This window comes from Lysinibacillus xylanilyticus (genome assembly GCF_001708185.1).
GTDB classification, from domain to species: domain Bacteria; phylum Bacillota; class Bacilli; order Bacillales_A; family Planococcaceae; genus Lysinibacillus; species Lysinibacillus xylanilyticus_A.
The window spans coordinates 69,583-89,933 of sequence record NZ_MDDN01000010.1; the positions used below are offsets into that span (position 1 = coordinate 69,583).

The window sequence follows — 20,351 nt, forward strand, 5'->3', positions numbered from 1 at the left end:
AAGTAAAGGAGAATTATTATGAAAGCAGCTCGTACGGTCTTAGAATATTTAAAAAATAACGGTGTTCAACATATTTTTGGTATTCCAGCAGGTTCCGTCAATGCATTTTTTGATGAACTCAATGATATGAGTGGATTAACACCGATTGTAACAAAACATGAAGGAGCAGCATCATACATGGCTGCAGCTTACGCAAAATACACAAACCAGATGAGTGTATGTATTGGTTGTAGTGGACCTGGTGGGACAAACCTGGTAACAGGTGCTGCAAATGCCATGCGTGAGCATTTACCGGTTTTATTTTTAACAGGTGCAGTTCCAGTTAACACGGTCGGTTTAAATGCTTCTCAAGAGTTGGATGCTGAACCGATCTTTCAACCCGTTACTAAATATAGTATAACGGTTAAAGAATCAAAGGACTTACTGAAAGAAGTAGTAAAAGCCTCCGAAATCGCTATATCTGGGGTGCCTGGTCCAGTGCATATTGCTATACCTATAGATGTTCAACACGAAATAATTCCAAACATAGAAATACCAGCTCCACCTAAGAGAACAGCAATAGTTCCTAACCTAGATACCATTAAAAATGTAGCTGAAGAGCTATTAACAAGAAAAAATGGTTACATATTGGTAGGACAAGGGGTAAGGAATTCAGTTGAGCAATTGCTAGAGTTAGCAGAAATACTAAATTGGCCGATTCTAACAACACCGCAAGCAAAAGGATACATTCCAGAGAATCATCCTCTCCTAGTTGGCATTTTCGGTTTTGCTGGGCACGAAGCTGCCTCAGAATTGATAGCTGAAGGCGATGGACAAGTATTATTAATCGTGGGTTCAAGTTTAGGAGAAACAGCAACAAATAACTACAACTTAAATCTTACAAAAAATCGTTTTTCTATACAAATGGACTATGATCAATCAGTGTTCAATCGAAAATATGAGATTGATCTACCTGTATTAGGTGATATAAATGTAAGTTTATTATTACTTATAGAAGAATTAAGAACTAAAGGGGCAACCCAAAAAAGCACTGCACTTGAGGTAAAAGAAAATAAAGAACTTGTTGGAGATATAGGAGAATATAACACGAAAAATGTTCTATTGAATATTCAAAAATATTTACCATCCTCCACTAGGTACACAATTGATATTGGCGAATTTATGTCCTATGTCATTCATCATATGAAGGTTTTAGATTATGATACCTTTGATATTAATGTACACTTCGGCGCAATGGGAAGTGGGATTGGGTCTGCCATTGGCTCAAAATTAGCTGAACCTGAACGACCTGTTGTATGTATCACAGGTGATGGTTGCTTTTTCATGCATGGCATGGAAATATTAACAGCAAAAGAACATAATTTACCGATTTTATTTATTGTTATGAATAATGCTCGTTTAGGAATGGTATACCATGGACATGCCCTACAGTTCCATCGTACTCACCCATCTTTTGAGCAAAATCCAATTAGTATTAGTGCTTTGGCTTCAGCGATGGATATACCAAGCTTCCGAGTAACGGAACTGCTAGATATTAACCAAGATATGATTAATAACTTATTGAATCTAAATGGGCCTGCAGTTTTGGAATTAGCTTTAACAGATCATAATACACCTCCTATGGGAGACCGAGTTAAATTTTTATCTTCTTTTGGAAAGTAGGAACTTTTGAAGTTTCATACATCCGCCGGAGGCTTTAAGCCAACGCGATGTTGGTCACTCAGGCGTTTTCACAGGATGTGAAAACGCCTGAGTTCCTCTATTTCAGTGGGTGTTTAGACACCCGCTGAAAAGGAACTTAAACCCATATTCATCTCACCAACTATAGAGGCGGAAGATTTCTGTACCTGTCGCTACGCTTTCGGTACAAAAGACATTTGCTGAAAGAAGTTAATAAAAAAGTCATATAAATCGGGAATCATACTCCCCTTATATGACTTTTTTTATCTTATAGAGATTTTCTATGACACCGTAAACAACCTGTTATGTCTATATAAATACAACTCTATCTTTAACTAATAGCTTACCTATCTACTAGCTTCTTTATACATTTGAGAATGAATTTTTAATGACTCCAAGTATAGCTCCCATTGTTTTTACTTTGAACTCATCTGGAACAGCTTCACCTGTGGGATTTAAGAAATAGTAACTATTGATATTCTCATCGAAGTAATACCCTAAACTCGTTAGTGAATGTTGTAAGTCAATTGGTAATTCTACTAGCCCAGTTTGTTCAGTGAAATAATTTGTAGGAAAGACCTTCACATCAATATCTCTTGCTCCAGTGTATACTACAAATAAGTCTTTTTCATGTTGAACGATCCACTGACCTTTTGAATATAAAGAAATTCCGGATCCTTCTAATGAAGATATTCCGTCTAAATTAACACCAAATATTTTATTGATTATTTTGCGAATTTCTGCGCCTGTTATTTCCCCGTCGTATTGATTTAGATAGTAATCTATTACTTCTCTAGCTACAAGGTCATTTCCTGTTGATGAAGAAACCCCATCTGCCTCTTCCTTCGCTTTAGGTAAAATAGGTACCTTATCTAAATTAATCTTGAAAATTAAATCTACAACATGACAAATCTCAGAACTACTAATATTTTTTCCATAAGAATTTAAATACTTATCCATCGTTTCTGTCTTTTTCATCATTTAACCCTCCCATAACAAATATAACTCTACAAACTATCACCGCGAATGTTATTTCAAATCTATATAACCTCACACAGTCACATTTATTATACCAAAGTTTAACAATATTTGATGTTTCATCTAAAAATAAGGGTTTTTTATACTGATAAAAACCTCATTCTCGGTTGTTATCGATTGCCAACATCTTTTTTATGCTCGTAAGCTTTCTGCATATTTTAATGCCAGCTGCGTTCGTGAAGTTACTTTAAATTTTCGATACAAATTTTGCAGATGCTTCTTTACTGTATTTTCACTGACATATAAATAACTGGCGATTTCTACATTTTTAAATCCCTTACATAAATACATTAACAGCTCTTTTTCACGTCGTGTAATTTGCAATGACTCGCCTGGCTGAACATATTGATGTAATAAATAAACATTTTCAATCATCCGCTTTACATAAGATAGCTTTTGACTATCCCGCTCTGTAAATGGTCTTTCCCCTTCTTTTCGCAAAAAGCCAATAGCTGCTGTTGGCTTTTGCTGCTTGTACAGATACATAACCATTTCATCTATAAAATCATTGAATTGTAAAAAGCGTTCAACATAATACCGCTTTTTCTCCTTCGATATTACTTCATTTCGTAGCATTAATTGAATATCGGGTTGGTTTTGCATATTCACTGGGTGTAAAGGATCATAATATTTATATTCGTGCAGATAGTTTTCTACCGTATATGTCTCTACATTGAAACAAACAGGCTGTTCATTTAACTCTCCATCTGCCACTTCCCAAAATACCGTATGCTCATATTGAAAACATTCACTCAATACTCGCAACATATTCAATTTAAAGTCCTCACTTGTTTGTTGTATATTCATATTCGAAATCCTAAACGTTGCTTCTAATAAATACTCCACCTCTTTTTGCTCATACAATATTAATTCCTCCTTTTCTCCATTAAGTTCATATATTCTCGTTCAAGACAAATTATCCTTTTGGGTAATATCAATTTTTTTCACTTCAATTTAAGATGAATTTGTAAGTCAAAACTATCATGAGGTGATCAAATGAATTTACAGGAATATGCATCATATGACGGTATTGGATTAGCGGAGTTAGTAAAAACAAAGCAAGTGACGCCACACGAACTTACAAAACTAGCGCTACAAGGTATTGAAAAGGTTAATCCTTCGATTAATGCCATTGCCAGCGTGTTAGAAGAACAGGCTGACAAAGCAATTTCAACTTTAAATGATAATCAACCATTTGCAGGTGTCCCATTTTTAATTAAAGAAGTTGTACTCCACGCGGAAGGTGTGCCACATAATATGGGCAGTCGTGTTGCAGAAAATGCTGTAATGTCCGTCGATAGTGAATTAATGAAACGTTTTAAAAACGCTGGTTTTGTATTAAGCGGTACAACCACAACACCAGAGTTCGGCTATAATGCCGCAACGGAAGCTGTCATTTATGGTCCAACACGTAACCCTTGGAATCTAGACCATAGCCCTGGTGGTTCAAGTGGCGGTGCAGCCGCTGCTGTCGCAAGTGGTATCGTCCCAATTGCGCATGGTAATGATGGAGGCGGGTCCATTCGTATTCCTGCATCATGCAGTGGTATCGTTGGCTTAAAGCCTTCACGTGGTCGCGTGCCAATGGGGCCTTATAATAGTGAGGCATTAAATGGGCTAGCAATTGAATTTGCGCAGACAAAAACCATTCGTGATACCGCTACATTACTGGACCAAGTAGCTGGGCCAGATTTAGGATGCTATTCGATTATTCAAAGCCCAGAAATGCCTTACAGTAAAGCCATTCAACAAAAGGTACGTCCACTGAAGATCGCCTGGACAACAGAAACAAATTCGGGTGCATTCGTTGATCCGGAATGTATCGAGGCCGTACATAAGGCCGTAAAATTATTAGAAGAGTTAGGGCATGAAGTAGTCGAAGCTCGACCAGTTTACGACGAAGCACCATTTTCACGCGCAACGGTAAATATTTGGACAGCGAATATTTATAAAATGATTGTGGGGGCAGCAGAATTAACAGGTAAAACACCTTCACGTGATAATATTGAGGCAGCCATTTGGCAATGCTATGAATATGGCAAAAACTTAAAAGCTAGCGCACTTTTAGAAGCCATTAATACGAATGCGCTTGTATCACGTCAAGTAGCGACATTCTTTGAAGATTATGATGTACTTTTAAGTCCAACAATCGGTACATTACCAGCGAAAATTGGTGAGCTAAATGCGGATAATCCAAATATCTCGGCGATTGAATGGACAGAGCAAATTTTCACATACGCTCCGTTTACCAATTTGTTTAACGCAACAGGTCAACCGTCGTTATCATTGCCGCTTGCGATGAGTGCGTCTGGCTTACCAATCGGGCTGCAATTTACAGGACGCTTCGCAGATGAGTTAACCCTTCTACAGCTTGGGAAACAATTAGAAGAATCTGCGCCATGGAAAGATCGTAAACCACCCGTACATGTAAGTGCAGAAGTTGCGGAAATTGCTACAACATAAAAAAAGTATTAAAAGGCAGAAATCCCAATCGATTTCTGCCTTTATTTTTATGGTATTACTTTATAGGAACTATGATGGGTTCAATTGCATAAGGTTCTTTAATGAGTTCTAGTGCACCATCACTGTCCTTCATTTTGTAAATACCTACTACAGGAGTAATCATTATCGATGTTGCTTTTTCATCAAAACGGTTTGTAGTAATGCGTGCTTGATTCTCGCTTAGGTCATTAAAATCTGTAAAATCTGTACTATGTCCTGTACCTCTGTGATGAACAATATTATACACATTTCCTAAATCATCGGACACCTTGTACTCAATTGATATTCCACGCCACTCTTCTTCCTCTTTAGCTATTGACGCCATATCTACTAATTCTGAAATTTTCAATGTTGTAGAAACAGGTGTTTCTGTTATTTCTCTAACGATTACTTCTGTACCTTCAGCTTCCGTTATTATACTACCTTTTTCAAATACTTTAGTTTCACTTGCGAGTTTTGCTAAAGTGAATTCAAATGACCAGTCTCCTGCTATTGCATTATTTCCATTATTTAAATCAACAATTTTATTTCCTTGGAAAGTAATTTGTACTTTCTCTGGCTTTGGTCCTTTAATGAGTTCGTAAATATATAATACAGCATACTCTTTGTCATTTATTTTTTTGACAATATAATGATTATCGAATCCACTATGTTTATATCTATTTTCAAATTCATCAGCAGTTATTTCACCCTCTAATTCACCCTCTAAGATCGGCCTTTCCCCTAATTTTTTTTCACTCTTTATTGTGTAAGCTATCGTAATATTTTCTCCATCGTAAACAGCATCTGTTACAGTTACTTCAACATCATTACTTTCTTGAGTCGTTCCAATACTTGTAGAATATTCATCATGCTTTTCGAATACATACTTCTCGTCATCAACGAATAACCCGAATATATTCCCGACAAACGGTATATTTGCCGCAAAAGTAGGGAATGCGTAGCCAATTGAAATACTTGAAGCAACTAAAAATACAACTGCAGCCACAAAAATTCTTGTTAAATGCTTTTTCTTATTTACTTTCATTACATTTCTTTTAATTCTCTCTTTTTCAAGAGTACTCACTTCCATCGGGTCCATATTCATGTCGATTTTTAAGTGATTAAATTGTTTATATAACTTTTTCATGTCACACTTCCCCCTAATCGAATCTGTTGTAACCGTTTTTTTCCACGATACAATCGGTTATCAATAGCAGCCTTTGTCAAACCGTGATGCTCAGCAATTTCTTCATTTCTCATATTTAAAAAGTATTTCATCGTAAAAATATCACGGTCTAATTGGTCTAATTGGCTCATCATTTTTAATAATTCTTCTGTAGAAATCTTTATCAAAAATTCTTCTTCAGCTGATTTTACCGCCTCACTTTTTTCATCTATCTCATAAAACAATGGCGATTTAGATAACTTTCTTTGTTTATTGATTGCTTTATATTTTGCTATTGTGCAAATCCATTTTCTAAAATCCTCTTTATCCCCTTCAAATTGCTTAGCATTTTCGAAAGCTCCCAAAAATGTATCACTTATACATTCTTCTATCATTTGAGGATCATTGTAAGATTTTAAAGCATTATATATAACTGCTTTTACGATACCGACATACTCGTCGATTACATATTGAAGTGCTTCTTCTCGCTTTTTCTTAAGATACTTTATAAAGTTTTCATTAGTTATCCTCATACAAACACCCTTTCTTAAAACATAAGAGCCCCTACACTTAAAACATCGCTCAAAATTAAATTAATTCTCGCAATCATTAGAAAACTTGTGAAATATTTTCAAAAAAAAAAAAAAAATTAAATAAATAAATAGTACGCCATATCAAACATGCTATTTATTTATAAGTTTCTTTTCGTCAATTCAACTTTATTACAAAAGTAGTAAGTATAAACAAAAAAACAGACCAAATCTTAATCGATTTAGCCTGTTATAGTTTATCTTTTTATACTTTAAGGTCTTCACATAAAAATTCCATAATAAAAAGCAGGGAATTCTTTCGAGATTCACCTATTTTTTTGATATTATTACAAAATTTGAATTTATAAAGAAAACCTCTAAGCATGTTATATAGTACGTCCCTACGTTAAGTCGCCGCTGCTGAGGAAACAGCAGCTTGGTCAGCCTTTACACAATCAATTGCGACAACGAGCGCAATAATGATAGCTTCCATCTCTTCATTCAATATTTGTACCTTGTAGCTATCGCCCCAAGTGAACCACTCCTTGTTCACTTTACCGACGACTTTACCATGCTGTAAGATTTGAAAATCCATATCCCACCAGTTACCTTCTACCTCAATGCCTGCCGCATCAATTGTATAGCGTGCTTTAAAAAACGAAAACTCCTTCTTAATCGTTAACACCTCTTGACCGTTTACTTCAACAAAAAACTTCGGTAAAAAGCTGAACACCTTTTTCGTAATAAGTGCGACCTCATCTCTTGCTGCATTCATAATGGAGAACGTTTTTGGAATTTGCATAAAACTGCCCTCCACGTAATAAACATCCTTCTCCTGCTGATCCTTTACCGTAAATTTTCCACTTAAACTGAATACCTTCTGCTTTATATAAAGTTGCTTCATACTACGCCTCCTTTTTAATAGCAACCACGATCTTCATTTTTTTAATGGTATGGCACAGCTTTGGCATTTTTTAAATTCTTTCATACTATTACCTCAAAATGTAATTTTATTAAGCTTCTAATGTTTTATAAATCTTTTCGACTCTTTTTAATTGTGGTGCTGTTAGGTATATTTCTCTTTTTCGTAACACATGCAATAATTCCTCTTTATTTTCATCTGTTACGGCTAAGAGCGTACTTTCCGAGTGCTGAGGAATTTCCTTTGGTCTGCAATTCTCAAGGTGATGGAGTAATATTGGAAAAATCACATCATTGTTTTTTTTACTGACGGCTGCTAGCTTCGCAAGAGTTAGGACACCTTTATCAATTGTAATAACTGAACCAACTTTCATAGCATTTTTTAATATGTCAAGATGAGCCATAATGGTTTCTGATGCTTCCTCAGTAATCGTCGCTAATGCCGTCATTCCACCCCAGACCAAACGATTATTACGGCTTTTTAGCAACTCTATAAAAGTCAGGACATACTTACTTATGAGTTCTGGTTTAACTTGTCCAATTTCGTACGCTACTTTAATACAATCGTATTGAATCTTTTTATCTTTGCAAGTTAGGTTTTCAATGATTTCTTCTATGCCCGTATAATTTTCTTCATTAGCTAATTTATGTGCTAGCTCAATATTTGGCCCTTCATCATTTCGACTTAGTTGAGAAGCTAACAGGTTCACAACTGACATGATTATCCCTCATTTATCAAATTTATTTTATGTATATATATCATCACATTTAACCCGTAATAAATCTATATGAGGTTCTCAGCACAATTTAAGTCTGATAATTTGTATTCTCTTATATGTTTTGACGAATTGACCATTGATCATTAATCAAAACAACTAAAATCTCAACCAACCACTATTTAAAATATTGTATATTAAAAACTAAAATATGTAGTATATTCCATAATCTTTATTTATGTTATATACTATACGCTAGAATAATAAAGGAGTTTATAAATTTGGCAAATAATATTAATTTTTTATTGCGGGTTATTTTCTTTTGCCATCAAAGACCAGACCGTTCATTCTATTATAAAGGGAAGAAATTCCCTATATGTGCAAGATGTACCGGTATGGCAGTAGGTTATCTCTTATCCACAATATTAGTCATACTTTTAGGCATATTTGATTTATGGATTATAGCCTTATTAATTTTACCAATGGCTATTGATGGTATAGGACAATTATTTGGTAAATGGACAAGTAATAATACTAGACGGTTCCTTACTGGATTACCTGGTGGAATCGGCATTATTTATATTTTCTACACTATTGGTTACCAGTTTTTTTTATTTGGTCAATATGTTGGAAGAAATCTATAACAAACTATTGGAGGTACTATTATGTATTGTACAAACTGTGGCGAACATATTTCGGAACACGCAGAAATTTGTATCCACTGTGGTGTCCGTGTAAAAAATACAAGTGGTGAAGACAAACCAAACTGGGGTGTTAACATAATTACACTTTGCTGCGTGCCACTTGTTGGATTAATTATGTTCTTTATTTGGAAAGACGAAAAACCAGTTGCTGCTAAATCCGCTTTAACGTTCTTCTTTATTAACATAGGAATTATCGTATTATTCTATATTGCAATGTTCATTATTGGATTAGCAAGTAACTAAAACGAGGGATTACATATGTAATGTACTAATTGCTAAAACGGCAAGGCAAGAAAGATGGTAAATGAGAATTTTCTAATATGCAGGGGGTTTTGATATGTATTGTCCTAATTGTGGTTCTAGCATTAACGAGAATGCTGAAATTTGTGTACATTGCGGTGTTAACGTATTAAAATTTAGCAACCAAGTAACTGCAGCAAAAAATGATACACCAAACATTTGGATTAATGTACTCAGTTTATGCTGTTTCCCGCTACTTGGAATTATTATCTATTTTGTATGGAAAGATACACAACCAAAAGCAGCAAAATCAGCTTTAATATATGCATTGTTTGGTATAGGTATTTCAATTATTATCATGATTATTTCATTTGTAATAGGTTTTACAGCAGGAATGGTGGAAGATAGCTATTATTACTAATAAAAAAGGATTGTTTCATTTTAATTTAGCTGCAATATGCCGCCGCTTAATAATTAAGAAGGGTAGACATTTAGAAAAGTCTCCCTTCTTTTTATTGTATTACTATAAATAAAAACAACAAGCTTAAAATAATGTATATACAAGCCTATCGTTTTTTTATGAAGATTTAATAAGGTTGCCGTCTTTATCAGTAAATTTACCAACAATAATCATTATCAAATCAATTATTGTCCAAATACCGAGTCCTCCTAATGTGAGAACCATTAAAATACCTGTACCGATTTTACCAGCATAAAAACGGTGAATACCTAGACTTCCTAAAAAGAAACAAAGTAATAATGTTGCTACGAAACTTTTGTCTGACATATAAATACCTCCTATAAATTTATAAATACTATATTATGAGACCGTACTCAATAAGTATATTACAGAATAAGTGTTTTTCAACATTTTTTTCCTCGAAACTGTTCTACATTATTGATATTTACTTCCTATAAGAACAATCCTTTTAGAAAGTCGATTTTCTATCATTGACCTTTGATCGTCATCTCTTCTCCGTGATGAATCTAAATGATATTGTTGTTTTTGAGAGCTGCCGCTGTACACTCCATTCTATGAAACTATGTTTAATTAAACCAAGTTAGTCTACTACACAATCTTCTATGCATCTTGGGCAAGTACAAGCTAGTGGCATACATGATTGAAAGAAATGTTGTTCGATGAAGTAATCGCCTGTGTACCCCAGCATGCCTCTAGTTTCATTAAAAAGAACAGGTTTATCTAAAAAGTTTTCAGCTATAAACTTTGCACGAAGTGAATCTTCTGGTAAAAGTATAGCTTCTGCTATTTCTACCCCATTTGGTTTAATATGTGGTGTTTCTTTAATTCATTGTTTTCAATTGATTCTCTTCTTACATCTTTATATCATTGTTAAACAAGATCTTTTGTAATCAAGGTTTTTTCATTTTCAATATAAATGTGACCTCTCCAAACATCCAAATTTAATAAAAAAAACCGCACCTACTTATGGTACGGTTCACCGTAACTAATCTAAATGAGGTTATTGTTCATTATTTTCATAATTAAATTTAACTAAAAAGATAGTGCCTTCCGATCCTGTTTGAATTTCTATTTTTGCATTATGACGGGCAGCAATGGCATAACATACGCCTAACCCCAATCCAGTTCCATTATCTTTGGTCGTGTAAAATGGAGTACCCAGTTTCTCTAATACTTCAGGCCTGATACCTTTTCCTTGATCCCGCACTGCAAGTACCACACAATTTTTACCTTCCTTGTAGGTGCTAATGGTTAGAACTTTCCCTGTGCTCATCGCTTCTAAGCCATTACGGTATAGGTTTATTAATAATTGCCGTATCTCATTACGATTTAAAAGTAATTCCGGAATGTCATTTGTATCGACTTGAATATATTTATTTTGATTATACCCATCAATCTTTATTAAAGGAAAAATATCATGGATAATTGAATTTAAATCTAACATCTGCAAATCGGATTTCCTTGTATTACCTGTTGAGAGAAATTCAGTAATAATAGAATTGGCACGGTCAAGTTCTTCAATCATTAAATTAAAGTACATATTATGTTTCTCATAGGTGTTCTCTTCTTTTAATAACTGCAACAATCCTCGTACTGTTGTCATTGGATTTCTAATCTCATGGCTGATACCCGCTGCCATTTGCCCTATTAAATCTATGTTGGATAACCTTTTCAATTCCTTCGCATATTGCTTTTTTTCCGTTATGTTTTTAAAAATACAACAAATACCATTATCATACGGGTATGCAATAACTTCGTGCCAATATTCATCAAAGGTAGAAAGAAATTCGAAATGAACTGTAGTTCGCTCTGACATTGCACGATGAAACTCCTTATACATAACTGTGTCAACGCTACTCGGGAAAACCCCCCATATATTCTTGCCTAATACATCTTTTGCTGTTTTTCTTTGTGGAAAATATTGATGCTTATTTACGTACGTAAATTCCCATTTATTATTCAAAGTAAAGAATCCATCCGTAATACTTTCAATCACACTTGTAACTTTTTCATTAGCGGCAGCTAGTTCTCTCGTTCGCTCTTCCACCATGCTTTCAAGTTGATCCATATATAACAAGTTTGAAAACGTAGGAGCTGTGGCATCAACGATAGATTTAGCCAGTTGAATTTGGGAATTATCGTAATTGTGAGCTTTTTCCTCTTTGCCACCAACGATTACCCCTAATACTTCTCCCATTGAAACCAATGGAATCATCAGTAGACCCTTACTATCTATATTTTTTGTTTGAATAACCTCATGGATCTTGGCTTCATAGCTTTTCTCCATCCAATCCGCTTCTGTCCATTCACAGTCCTTGCTTAACTTCGTTGTTTTAATCGTTGTTTTGTCTAGCGGGTCTAAAAGGTGGACAGCCATGTTTTTACTCTCTAAAATCTGTCCTAAGTAAAAAAAACATTTATCAAAACTCTCCTGTATCGAGGAACACATTGATAAATCACGGGTAACATTTAGTAACAGCTGCTTCTCGGCAATAAGGGTTTCCTTTTGAGTTAAATTATTTGCGTTTTGAATTGCGACGGCAGCCATATTTACATAAGCTTCAACACTTTGAATTTCTGAATCTGTTAAGTTCTTTGGAGCTCCATAATCAAATAAAAAAACCAGACCAAATAACTCTTGCCCAAATGAGATAGGCAGTACTAATAAGGACTTAATTTTGAACGCATAAACTGGTCTCGTATCCAGCCGATGATCCTTTGAGGTATCAGGGATATAGATGGTTTTTTTGGTTTCAATAACTTCTTTTGCCAGTATGTCTATTTCAGGATCAATTACCTGAGTATCGAGTGCTACGCCATTTATAGTCTCTGGTTTTCCTGCAAACCCTCTAAATGTTCCATCTTCCTGAGGTAAAAAAATTCCAACAGCGTTGCATTGAACAATCTCCTCTGATATCGCCATTGTTACACGCTGCAATACTTCACGTAGTTCTAATTTTGTATTTATTATTTTTGTAATATTCGCGAGCCTAGAATATCTCGCCTGATCACTTAACATTCACATAGCCTCCAATTATAGACATAATAAAATAAACATAATAATATCAGTGAAAATCAAGACCAACCTGCCATTTTCGATTTTCTTCTGTATTCTTTTCTTCCCCTTGTTTTACATAGAATACCGCATTTACTTATGATACGGTTCTCCTTTCATAATCCTAAAACTCCTATAAATCTGCTCCACCAACACAAGCTTCATCAGCTGATGTGGTAACGTCATCTTTCCAAAGGACTGCTGCTCATCTGCTCGCTTCAACACATCATCATGTAAGCCAAGGGAGCCGCCGATGACAAAGGCAATTTTGCTTTTGCCATAGGTCATGAGAGATTCGAGATCTGTTGCCATTTGTTCAGAGGTTTTCATTTTGCCATTAATGGCTAGGGCGATAACGTATGTATCTGGGCCGATTTTAGATAGAATACGTTCACCCTCTTTTTTCTTAACGATTTCCATTTCAGCATCGCTTAGTTGCTCAGGTGCTTTTTCATCTGGTACCTCGATTAGATCCATTTTTGCGTAGCCACCGAGACGTTTTACGTATTCGTCTATGCCCATTTTTAAGTACTTTTCTTTTAGTTTTCCGACTGATACAATCGTTATATTCACACGTTATCCACCTTTACAATTCATTTACAAACAAATTATCCACAAAAGTTATCAACATATCCACATAACATTCCTATATATTGTGTAAAGTTATTTACTTGATACAATATATTCTGCAGGTTGTTCACAGTAGCTACATTTTGTGGATAACTTTTGATCCTCTTCGACTTTATCCATAATTGGGAACTCTTTTTGTTCTGCCACAAACATGTCTAAAGCGTGATCTATATGGTTTTCACAGCTGTATTTTTCCATTTTTACACCTCTTCTTATTTTTCAAAATTTCCACAAACTTATTCACAATTAGGTCTATGTTATCCACAATCTATTGTAACAAAGGTTAAGCCAGTATGGAAGAATAGGCTTTCACCGCTATTCGCCGGTGTAATGTTATTATTCACAATTTTCTAGTTATCCACAATATTTTCTAAATCATTCATTCAACTCCTTTCGAATATTTTTTTCAACATCAAAAAATCAGTGGGAATTCTATAATCCCCACTGATTATTCACTTACAATGTATTGCTATTTGTTAATGTTAGCGATAGCTCCACCAATTTACCTTGGCGATATACTTTCATCGTTAATTTATCACCAACTTTTTTGTTGTTATATAAATGTTTACGTAAATCGATTGCTGTTTCAATTTTTTTACCATCCATTTCAACAATAACATCGTACTGTTGTGCGCCTGCTTTTGACGCTGGTGAATCATTCACAACATCTGTAATAACAACACCTGTTGTGATGTCTTTTGGCAATTTTAACGTTTCTTGTTGGTAGAATGACGGAACATCCGTTAAATCTACGAATGAAATACCCATTGTTGGACGGTTCATTTCACCATTTTTCTCTAATTCCTCGATAATTGGAATTGCTGAGTTAATTGGAATTGAGAAGCCTAGACCCTCAACAGAGGATTCAGCAATTTTCATTGAGTTTATGCCGACTAAATCACCAGCAAGGTTAACAAGTGCTCCACCACTATTACCAGGGTTGATTGCTGCATCTGTTTGTAATACTTCTTGTTGCCAATCCACTGTACCATCACCATTTATGTCAACCGGTACAGAACGGTCCTTACCAGAAACAACACCTGTTGTAACAGAGCCATAGAACTCTAAGCCAAGTGGGTTACCGATTGCGATGACTGTTTCACCTTGTTTTAGTACATCTGAGTTACCGAATTTCGCAACTGTTTTAACATCTTTAGAACTGATTGAAATAACAGCTAAATCTGTCCAAGGATCGCGTCCAACTAATTTTGCTTCTTCTTTCGATCCATCTGGCATTGTCACCTCTAACTGTTTTGCACCTTCAATAACATGGTTATTTGTCACGATAAAGGCTGTGTTACCTTGTATTTTATAAATAACGCCTGAACCGCTTCCAGCAGGCTGGCTAGTTGTAGTTGGTGGGTTCCAGAATCCACCACTTGTCACTTCTTGAATATTAGTAATCCCTACAACAGCAGCTGAAGTCTTATCTACCGCTTTCGTTACATCGGTTGTTACTTCCGTTGCAACTTGATTGATGTTTGTTTCATTTTTACCTGTGCTGCTTGTCCCTGGCATTTGATTGACAAGTCCAGGTAACATGAGCCAAACAAGTAAAGCGCCTATGATGACACCGATAAAACCGGTAAATAAATAACCACCCTTACCTCCGCCACCGCTTTTCTTTTTATGACGCTTTTCTTGGATCTCTCGCTCCTCTCGTTCGAGTCGCTCCTGAAGAGGTGATTTCTCTATTTTATCGTCTTTTAGAAAATCACTGTTTTTATCATCATCTTGAAAATTGCTCATTCTCCTCATCCTTTCAATTATTAGTATTTGTTAGTTGTTACCCTTATATTACGGTTCAAACATTAAAATCAGATGAAAAATAAATAAAATGGATATAAAAAATAGCTGTTCAAAGCATTTGCTATAAAATGCTATCGAACAGCTCATTAAAGATTCATTTTTTATTGTTTAAACCGTGACTAATTTAGTCGGTTCCTCTGCTTCTGTATCAAATAAATTTAAATACTCTCCGACAATAATTCCGCAAGATTGCAATGTTTGTGTAACACTCATGCGCGCAAGCTCTTTCATGTTATTGTCCTTACTCAAATGTGATAAATAAATATTTGTTGGTTTTTCAAATACTACCTCACTCATTGCAATGGCTGCATCCTCATTTGAAACGTGCCCTACATCACTTAAAATACGACGTTTTATAGACCACGGATAACGTCCCATTTGCAGCATATTGACATCATGGTTACTCTCAAATACAAAGGAATCAGCACCTCGAATGATGCCTTTCATACGGTCGCTTACATAACCTGTATCCGTTATAATAACAAGCTTACGCCCATTTTCATGAAAGCTATAGAACATTGGATCTGCTGCATCATGTGATACGGCAAAGGATTCAATAGCTAATGAGCCGAAATGCTTGACTGTATCCATTTCAAATTCAAAACGTTGCTCTAACGGAATATCACCAACAAGCCCGTCCATCGCCTGCCACGTTTTGGCGTTCGCATAAATGGGTACATTATATTTTCGCGCCAATACACCTATTCCTTTAATATGATCACTATGCTCATGTGTAACGAAAATGCCACTTAGCTGTTTCATATTGCGGTCGATTTTTGTAAATAGTTGCTCCATCTTTTTACCACTGAGACCGGCATCGACAATAAATGCATGATCCTCATTCTCTACATAAATCGAATTGCCTGTACTGCCACTTGCTAAAACACTAAACCGCATCATTCAACTCCCCAGTCTTCTTCTTCGCCCTCTTGCTTGTTTTCTTGGATTTCAATAACATTACCTTCACTAGCATTGACAAAATATTCTTCTGTTTCTCCATCTAATTTCACTTGTACTTCCCATGTCGGTACTAACACTTGCTTTTGCGTTAAATAACCCATTGTCGAGTAACCTAACTTCATTTGCGTAATATGCGAATCTGGCTTTAGTAGCGATTTATTATAAAGTGTCTGGATAATTTGAAGTGGTGGTATGACAGTTTCCTGTTTCTCCATTTCTTCAATATTATCAAGCATCGTTTGTTCATACATTGTAACTTCGTTGTCCATATTCCATTGTACTTTTAATAAGGCACTCTCATTGTAATAGAACATTCGATTACCTTTTTTCTGGAAGAATATGGCGGTTCTTTGCTCACGATCTACCTTCCATAATGCATAAGAATCCCCATCTTTTACGTTTGCACGGACAAACTCTGTAATACTTGTCTCATCATCATTTCGTAATTTCACAGGGTTTATAAAATCAACATGTACAAGTGTATCATCCTCACCTATAATATTTGGTTGCTGATTGCTCTTAGTAAATTCAGTAGGTGTAAATTTATGCACTTTGCCCGTAATATAAACAACAAATTCATTACTATTAGGAAGTGATCCATACGTAATATTATCCTCTTTCAAACGGGCTTCTATTGTTTTTTCACCAGGTATCTCCACGCTCTGCGCTTCATTATAGCGATTTAAATAAAAATAATACAAAAAGATATTTAAGATTAAAAAAACGAATATAAAAATAGATTTTGTTCTATTCCAATCCATTTTTGACACCTCCTAATGTTTCAGGCGTCAGATTCGTCCATACACCGTTACTTATCGCAAACCAGCACGGTTCTAATGTCATATTTTGTTTACTTTTATCTTGCGTTAAATAGTAACCCACAACAATATCATCTATATCTGACAATACAGTGTTATTAAACTTTTGAATCTTTTCAACGATTTCCGATCCTGATGGCAGTTCTTTAATCTCCTTTTCGGATGGAATGTCTGTACTTAAAGAATAGTACGGACGTTTGTAGCGGAAAATACGATTATCTCCCCAAATAGTTGTAATTCGATTTATAGCTTGATCACTATAAACTGGTAATCCATGTAAATATAGCTGATAATCTAATTGGTTATTATTTGTACTTGTTGATACATAGCGATAATCAGCTGTAAAACCTCCATGTTCATTGATAAATTCAAAGCTATCCGTCAAGAGCTTAGAAGGTTCTATTTTTATACTACTTTCTGCAGTTGGATAAACAAAAATCAATGATTTCAAATTCTTATCAACCGTCATCAGTGACGTACCATCTTGATATTTTACAGAGTTTGGACTTTCATCGGTGCGCTGGACAACATTTGGTTCTGTAAATAACACATCTTTAAAAACATCAGGTGATTTCTCATTGATAAAATACGTATATTTTGTTGATTCAACTTTATCGTTATCAATATAAAGTGAAGTAAAACCATCACGCTCCACTTCTTTAAAAGTGTCGTATGTTTTCGCTGGTTCAATAACATTTCGTACAAATTGATTAGCATTTTGTAGACTGACATGCGAACGCATCAATGTTTCATTATTGCTACTTATGAAAAATACTTGTAATTCTTTGTTATTATAATTACTCCAATCTATAACCATACGATTAAAGGTTGTTTCAGGTAGCTCCTTGTCAGCAAACTGAAAAATTGAGCTAAAGGCGGAGTAAGGAATTTCGCCAGCAAAAAAGATAGTCATACAATTATTAGAACGAATCATCTCGTTTATAGAGCTGGCTGTAAGGTTATTGTTATCGCGCACTAGATCAATATTCCAGCCCACAAATGATTTCATAATATCTTCCATTGCAGCATTAGATACAGTTCCGGTAAATTCCTTATCAAAACGGTAAATAGCCTTATAAGGACGAATTACATCTTCCATTTTTTTTTGTGGTCCAATTTGGATTTCTTTTTCCTCAGTTTTTTCAATCACTTTATAATCTGGCGTGTATGTCCAATTCAAAAAGGTTAAAACCACACTTAGCATAACGAGTAGGAATAATACAACTGATTTAACTGGTTCTATATATTTCATTCCCACTCACCTGCCTCGTCAAAATCATCTAAATCAAGTGGTAATGTGAAGAAAACCGTTGTTCCTTGCCCTTCTTCACTTTCAGCCCATATTTTACCACCATGAGCTTCAATCATTTCCCTGGCAATAGCTAGCCCTAGACCTGTGCCGCCCATAGAACGAGCACGAGCACGATCCACACGATAAAAACGATCAAAAATACGTCCCACATTTTCCTTAGGAATTCCCATACCATCATCAGAAATCATGACCTTTAACATATTCCCTTGCACAGTAAAGCCAAAGCGAATATTGCCTCCATCTGGTGAATATTTAATAGCATTAGAAATGATATTATCGATAACCTGTGTCACCTTATCCGTATCAATTTCTACATAATAAGATGCCTCTGGGAATAACCGTTCAAACATCACTTTGTCTGACTTAGACATTTCAAAGCGATCGATAATTCGGTTAAAGAAGGAATGGAATAGAACAATGTCTTTATTCAACTCATAATCTGTACTATCCATTCGTGATAACTGCAACAAGTCATTTACTAAGCGGATCATACGCTCTGTCTCTGTTTGTGTGACATTCAAAAATGTTGGAGCAATGTTTTCATCTTTCCATGCACCGTCTGCTAACGCCTCTAAATAACTACGCATCGTCGTTAATGGTGTCCGTAATTCATGTGACACATTTGATACAAATTCTCGGCGGTCCATCTCTATCTTTTCCTGCTCTGTAATATCGTGCAGTACAGTAATTAAACCATTAATAAAACCAGTTTCTTTTTGAATAACAGAGAAATTCGCACGTAAAATATACGGCGCGTCTGCTGTACTGAAATCTAAATTCACTGCATCATTCATATGAATTAAATCTTCAAAACTATACTCTTGGTCAATGCCTAAAACAGATGCAATAGGACGACCTACTGTTATATCTCTTGTAATATGCAGCAGCTCGAGTGCGGGATCATTAATAAGAATGATGCGCCCTTTTCGATCGGTCGCAATAACACCATCCGTCATATTACTAAGGACCGAATCGAGCTTTCGCCGTTCTGCCTCTGTAGTAGATTGCGCCTCCTGCAAGCGATTCGTCAAGTGATTAAAGGTTATAGCAAGTTGACCTATTTCATCTGTACCATAAACTCGTACTTTTCGTGAATAGTTTCCTTTTGCCATCGCCTGAGCCTGCTTACGCATATCTGCAATTGGCTGTGTAATTGTTCGTGCCACTAAAATCCCTAAAAAGATAGTAACCACCAAGGACACTGCTGTACCACCGAGGAAAATACGGTTAATGTCATTCACCTGTTCGAAAACAGATTCAATATTAGCTTCAATATAGAGTACCCCAACGATTTCATCATCAGGACCTGCACCATCTCGAATTGGCGAAGCTAACACCCACACTCGATTTCCTGTATTACTATCAAGTTTAATGTTTTCAAATAATGTTTCTGCAGAGATTGCACGGCGTACGAGATCATTATTCGAGCGCTGTCCAATCAAATTTTGATTGTCTATCTCAGATGTGGCGCGAATACGCTGTCTAGTATCGATAACGCGGATTTCTAAAATGTCTTCATTAGAAACATCCTTCAACCCCTCGGAAAACTCCATTACAATTGTTTTCAAGCTTTCTTCAAGAGATGGCATAGTTTCATCGCGTTCTTTTAAGATTTCTTCACGAATGCTATATTCCATCAAATCGACTCGTTGAAAAATGGATTCTCGGAAATTGGTTTTTAAATTGTTCTCTAATTCGCGCGCAAAATAAATACCTATTATTTGCAAAGCTAGCAGTATTAACAAAATATAAATTAATACTAGCTTGACATGAATGGATTTAAAGAAGCTTACTTTCTGCATTCCTAT

20 protein-coding genes and 1 pseudogene are annotated in these 20,351 nt (G+C 35.4%); 5 read left to right on the forward strand and 16 right to left on the reverse strand.

Features of this window, described 5'->3' with window-relative positions; translation table 11 throughout:
* The first annotated feature begins 18 nt into the window (after positions 1–18).
* The gene (locus BFJ97_RS16605) at positions 19–1,662 is read left to right on the forward strand and encodes a thiamine pyrophosphate-binding protein (RefSeq protein WP_175401787.1); all 1,644 of its coding nucleotides are present in this window, start codon (positions 19–21) and stop codon (positions 1,660–1,662) included.
* A 381-nt stretch (positions 1,663–2,043) separates the two neighbouring features.
* On the opposite strand, the gene BFJ97_RS16610 is transcribed toward BFJ97_RS16605, so the two are convergent.
* Together BFJ97_RS16610 and BFJ97_RS16615 are read right to left on the reverse strand one after the other, a co-directional pair.
* Positions 2,044–2,661, reverse strand: a complete 618-nt coding sequence (locus BFJ97_RS16610) for a hypothetical protein (protein WP_254660196.1) — start codon at positions 2,659–2,661, stop codon at positions 2,044–2,046.
* A 189-nt stretch (positions 2,662–2,850) separates the two neighbouring features.
* Positions 2,851–3,582: a response regulator transcription factor gene (locus BFJ97_RS16615; protein ID WP_068985777.1), complete on the reverse strand. Its 732-nt coding sequence runs from the start codon at positions 3,580–3,582 to the stop codon at positions 2,851–2,853.
* A 132-nt stretch (positions 3,583–3,714) separates the two neighbouring features.
* Here BFJ97_RS16615 and BFJ97_RS16620 point away from each other — a divergent pair, with 132 nt between their 5' ends.
* The gene (locus tag BFJ97_RS16620; RefSeq protein WP_068985778.1) at positions 3,715–5,181 is read left to right on the forward strand and encodes an amidase; all 1,467 of its coding nucleotides are present in this window, start codon (positions 3,715–3,717) and stop codon (positions 5,179–5,181) included.
* A gap of 55 nt (positions 5,182–5,236) precedes the next feature.
* On the opposite strand, the gene BFJ97_RS16625 is transcribed toward BFJ97_RS16620, so the two are convergent.
* From BFJ97_RS16625 to BFJ97_RS16640, 4 genes are all read right to left on the reverse strand, one after another.
* Positions 5,237–6,349 carry a DUF4179 domain-containing protein gene (locus BFJ97_RS16625; RefSeq protein WP_068985779.1) on the reverse strand — a complete coding sequence of 371 codons (1,113 nt, stop codon included), beginning with the start codon at positions 6,347–6,349 and terminating at the stop codon, positions 5,237–5,239.
* A complete protein-coding gene (locus BFJ97_RS16630; protein WP_068985780.1) occupies positions 6,346–6,900 on the reverse strand; it encodes a sigma-70 family RNA polymerase sigma factor in 555 nt (184 codons plus the stop codon). Before BFJ97_RS16630 ends, BFJ97_RS16625 begins: the two co-directional genes overlap by 4 nt.
* 403 nt (positions 6,901–7,303) lie before the next feature.
* On the reverse strand, positions 7,304–7,801 hold the full coding sequence (locus BFJ97_RS16635) for an LURP-one-related/scramblase family protein (protein ID WP_068985781.1): 498 nt from the start codon (positions 7,799–7,801) through the stop codon (positions 7,304–7,306).
* Positions 7,802–7,910: 109 nt separating this feature from the next.
* Positions 7,911–8,537 carry a hypothetical protein gene (locus tag BFJ97_RS16640; protein WP_068985782.1) on the reverse strand — a complete coding sequence of 209 codons (627 nt, stop codon included), beginning with the start codon at positions 8,535–8,537 and terminating at the stop codon, positions 7,911–7,913.
* 278 nt (positions 8,538–8,815) lie between these two features.
* On the opposite strand from BFJ97_RS16640, the gene BFJ97_RS16645 reads away from it, so the two are divergent.
* The 3 genes from BFJ97_RS16645 (at position 8,816) to BFJ97_RS16655 (ending at position 9,899) form a co-directional block, all read left to right on the forward strand.
* A complete protein-coding gene (locus BFJ97_RS16645) occupies positions 8,816–9,178 on the forward strand; it encodes a DUF2085 domain-containing protein (RefSeq protein ID WP_083227084.1) in 363 nt (120 codons plus the stop codon).
* Between the two features lie 21 nt (positions 9,179–9,199).
* Positions 9,200–9,481 (forward strand): zinc ribbon domain-containing protein, encoded by a 282-nt coding sequence (locus BFJ97_RS16650; protein WP_068985783.1) that lies wholly within the window; start codon positions 9,200–9,202, stop codon positions 9,479–9,481.
* A 94-nt stretch (positions 9,482–9,575) separates the two neighbouring features.
* Positions 9,576–9,899, forward strand: a complete 324-nt coding sequence (locus tag BFJ97_RS16655; protein WP_068985784.1) for a zinc-ribbon domain-containing protein — start codon at positions 9,576–9,578, stop codon at positions 9,897–9,899.
* Positions 9,900–10,055: 156 nt separating this feature from the next.
* Here BFJ97_RS16655 and BFJ97_RS16660 read toward each other — a convergent pair whose 3' ends face one another.
* From BFJ97_RS16660 to walK, 10 genes and pseudogenes are all read right to left on the reverse strand, one after another.
* Positions 10,056–10,265 carry a TM2 domain-containing protein gene (locus BFJ97_RS16660; RefSeq protein WP_068985785.1) on the reverse strand — a complete coding sequence of 70 codons (210 nt, stop codon included), beginning with the start codon at positions 10,263–10,265 and terminating at the stop codon, positions 10,056–10,058.
* A gap of 358 nt (positions 10,266–10,623) precedes the next feature.
* A pseudogene (locus BFJ97_RS25290) lies at positions 10,624–10,785 on the reverse strand (purine-nucleoside phosphorylase); the annotation flags it as partial.
* A gap of 174 nt (positions 10,786–10,959) precedes the next feature.
* Positions 10,960–12,978 (reverse strand): GAF domain-containing sensor histidine kinase, encoded by a 2,019-nt coding sequence (locus BFJ97_RS16665; protein WP_068985786.1) that lies wholly within the window; start codon positions 12,976–12,978, stop codon positions 10,960–10,962.
* A 129-nt stretch (positions 12,979–13,107) separates the two neighbouring features.
* Positions 13,108–13,587: a 23S rRNA (pseudouridine(1915)-N(3))-methyltransferase RlmH gene (gene rlmH, locus BFJ97_RS16670; RefSeq protein WP_068985787.1), complete on the reverse strand. Its 480-nt coding sequence runs from the start codon at positions 13,585–13,587 to the stop codon at positions 13,108–13,110.
* A gap of 90 nt (positions 13,588–13,677) precedes the next feature.
* The gene (locus BFJ97_RS16675) at positions 13,678–13,842 is read right to left on the reverse strand and encodes a CxxH/CxxC protein (protein ID WP_068985788.1); all 165 of its coding nucleotides are present in this window, start codon (positions 13,840–13,842) and stop codon (positions 13,678–13,680) included.
* Between the two features lie 258 nt (positions 13,843–14,100).
* Positions 14,101–15,393: a S1C family serine protease gene (locus tag BFJ97_RS16680; protein ID WP_068985789.1), complete on the reverse strand. Its 1,293-nt coding sequence runs from the start codon at positions 15,391–15,393 to the stop codon at positions 14,101–14,103.
* 168 nt (positions 15,394–15,561) lie between these two features.
* Positions 15,562–16,350 carry an MBL fold metallo-hydrolase gene (locus BFJ97_RS16685; RefSeq protein ID WP_068985790.1) on the reverse strand — a complete coding sequence of 263 codons (789 nt, stop codon included), beginning with the start codon at positions 16,348–16,350 and terminating at the stop codon, positions 15,562–15,564.
* A complete protein-coding gene (locus BFJ97_RS16690; protein ID WP_068985791.1) occupies positions 16,350–17,174 on the reverse strand; it encodes a two-component system regulatory protein YycI in 825 nt (274 codons plus the stop codon). The genes BFJ97_RS16685 and BFJ97_RS16690 overlap by 1 nt, the downstream gene beginning before the upstream one ends.
* The gene (locus BFJ97_RS16695; RefSeq protein ID WP_068985792.1) at positions 17,161–18,483 is read right to left on the reverse strand and encodes a YycH family regulatory protein; all 1,323 of its coding nucleotides are present in this window, start codon (positions 18,481–18,483) and stop codon (positions 17,161–17,163) included. The genes BFJ97_RS16690 and BFJ97_RS16695 overlap by 14 nt, the downstream gene beginning before the upstream one ends.
* The gene (gene walK / locus BFJ97_RS16700) at positions 18,480–20,345 is read right to left on the reverse strand and encodes a cell wall metabolism sensor histidine kinase WalK (RefSeq protein WP_068985793.1); all 1,866 of its coding nucleotides are present in this window, start codon (positions 20,343–20,345) and stop codon (positions 18,480–18,482) included. Before walK ends, BFJ97_RS16695 begins: the two co-directional genes overlap by 4 nt.
* Positions 20,346–20,351 lie beyond the last annotated feature (6 nt).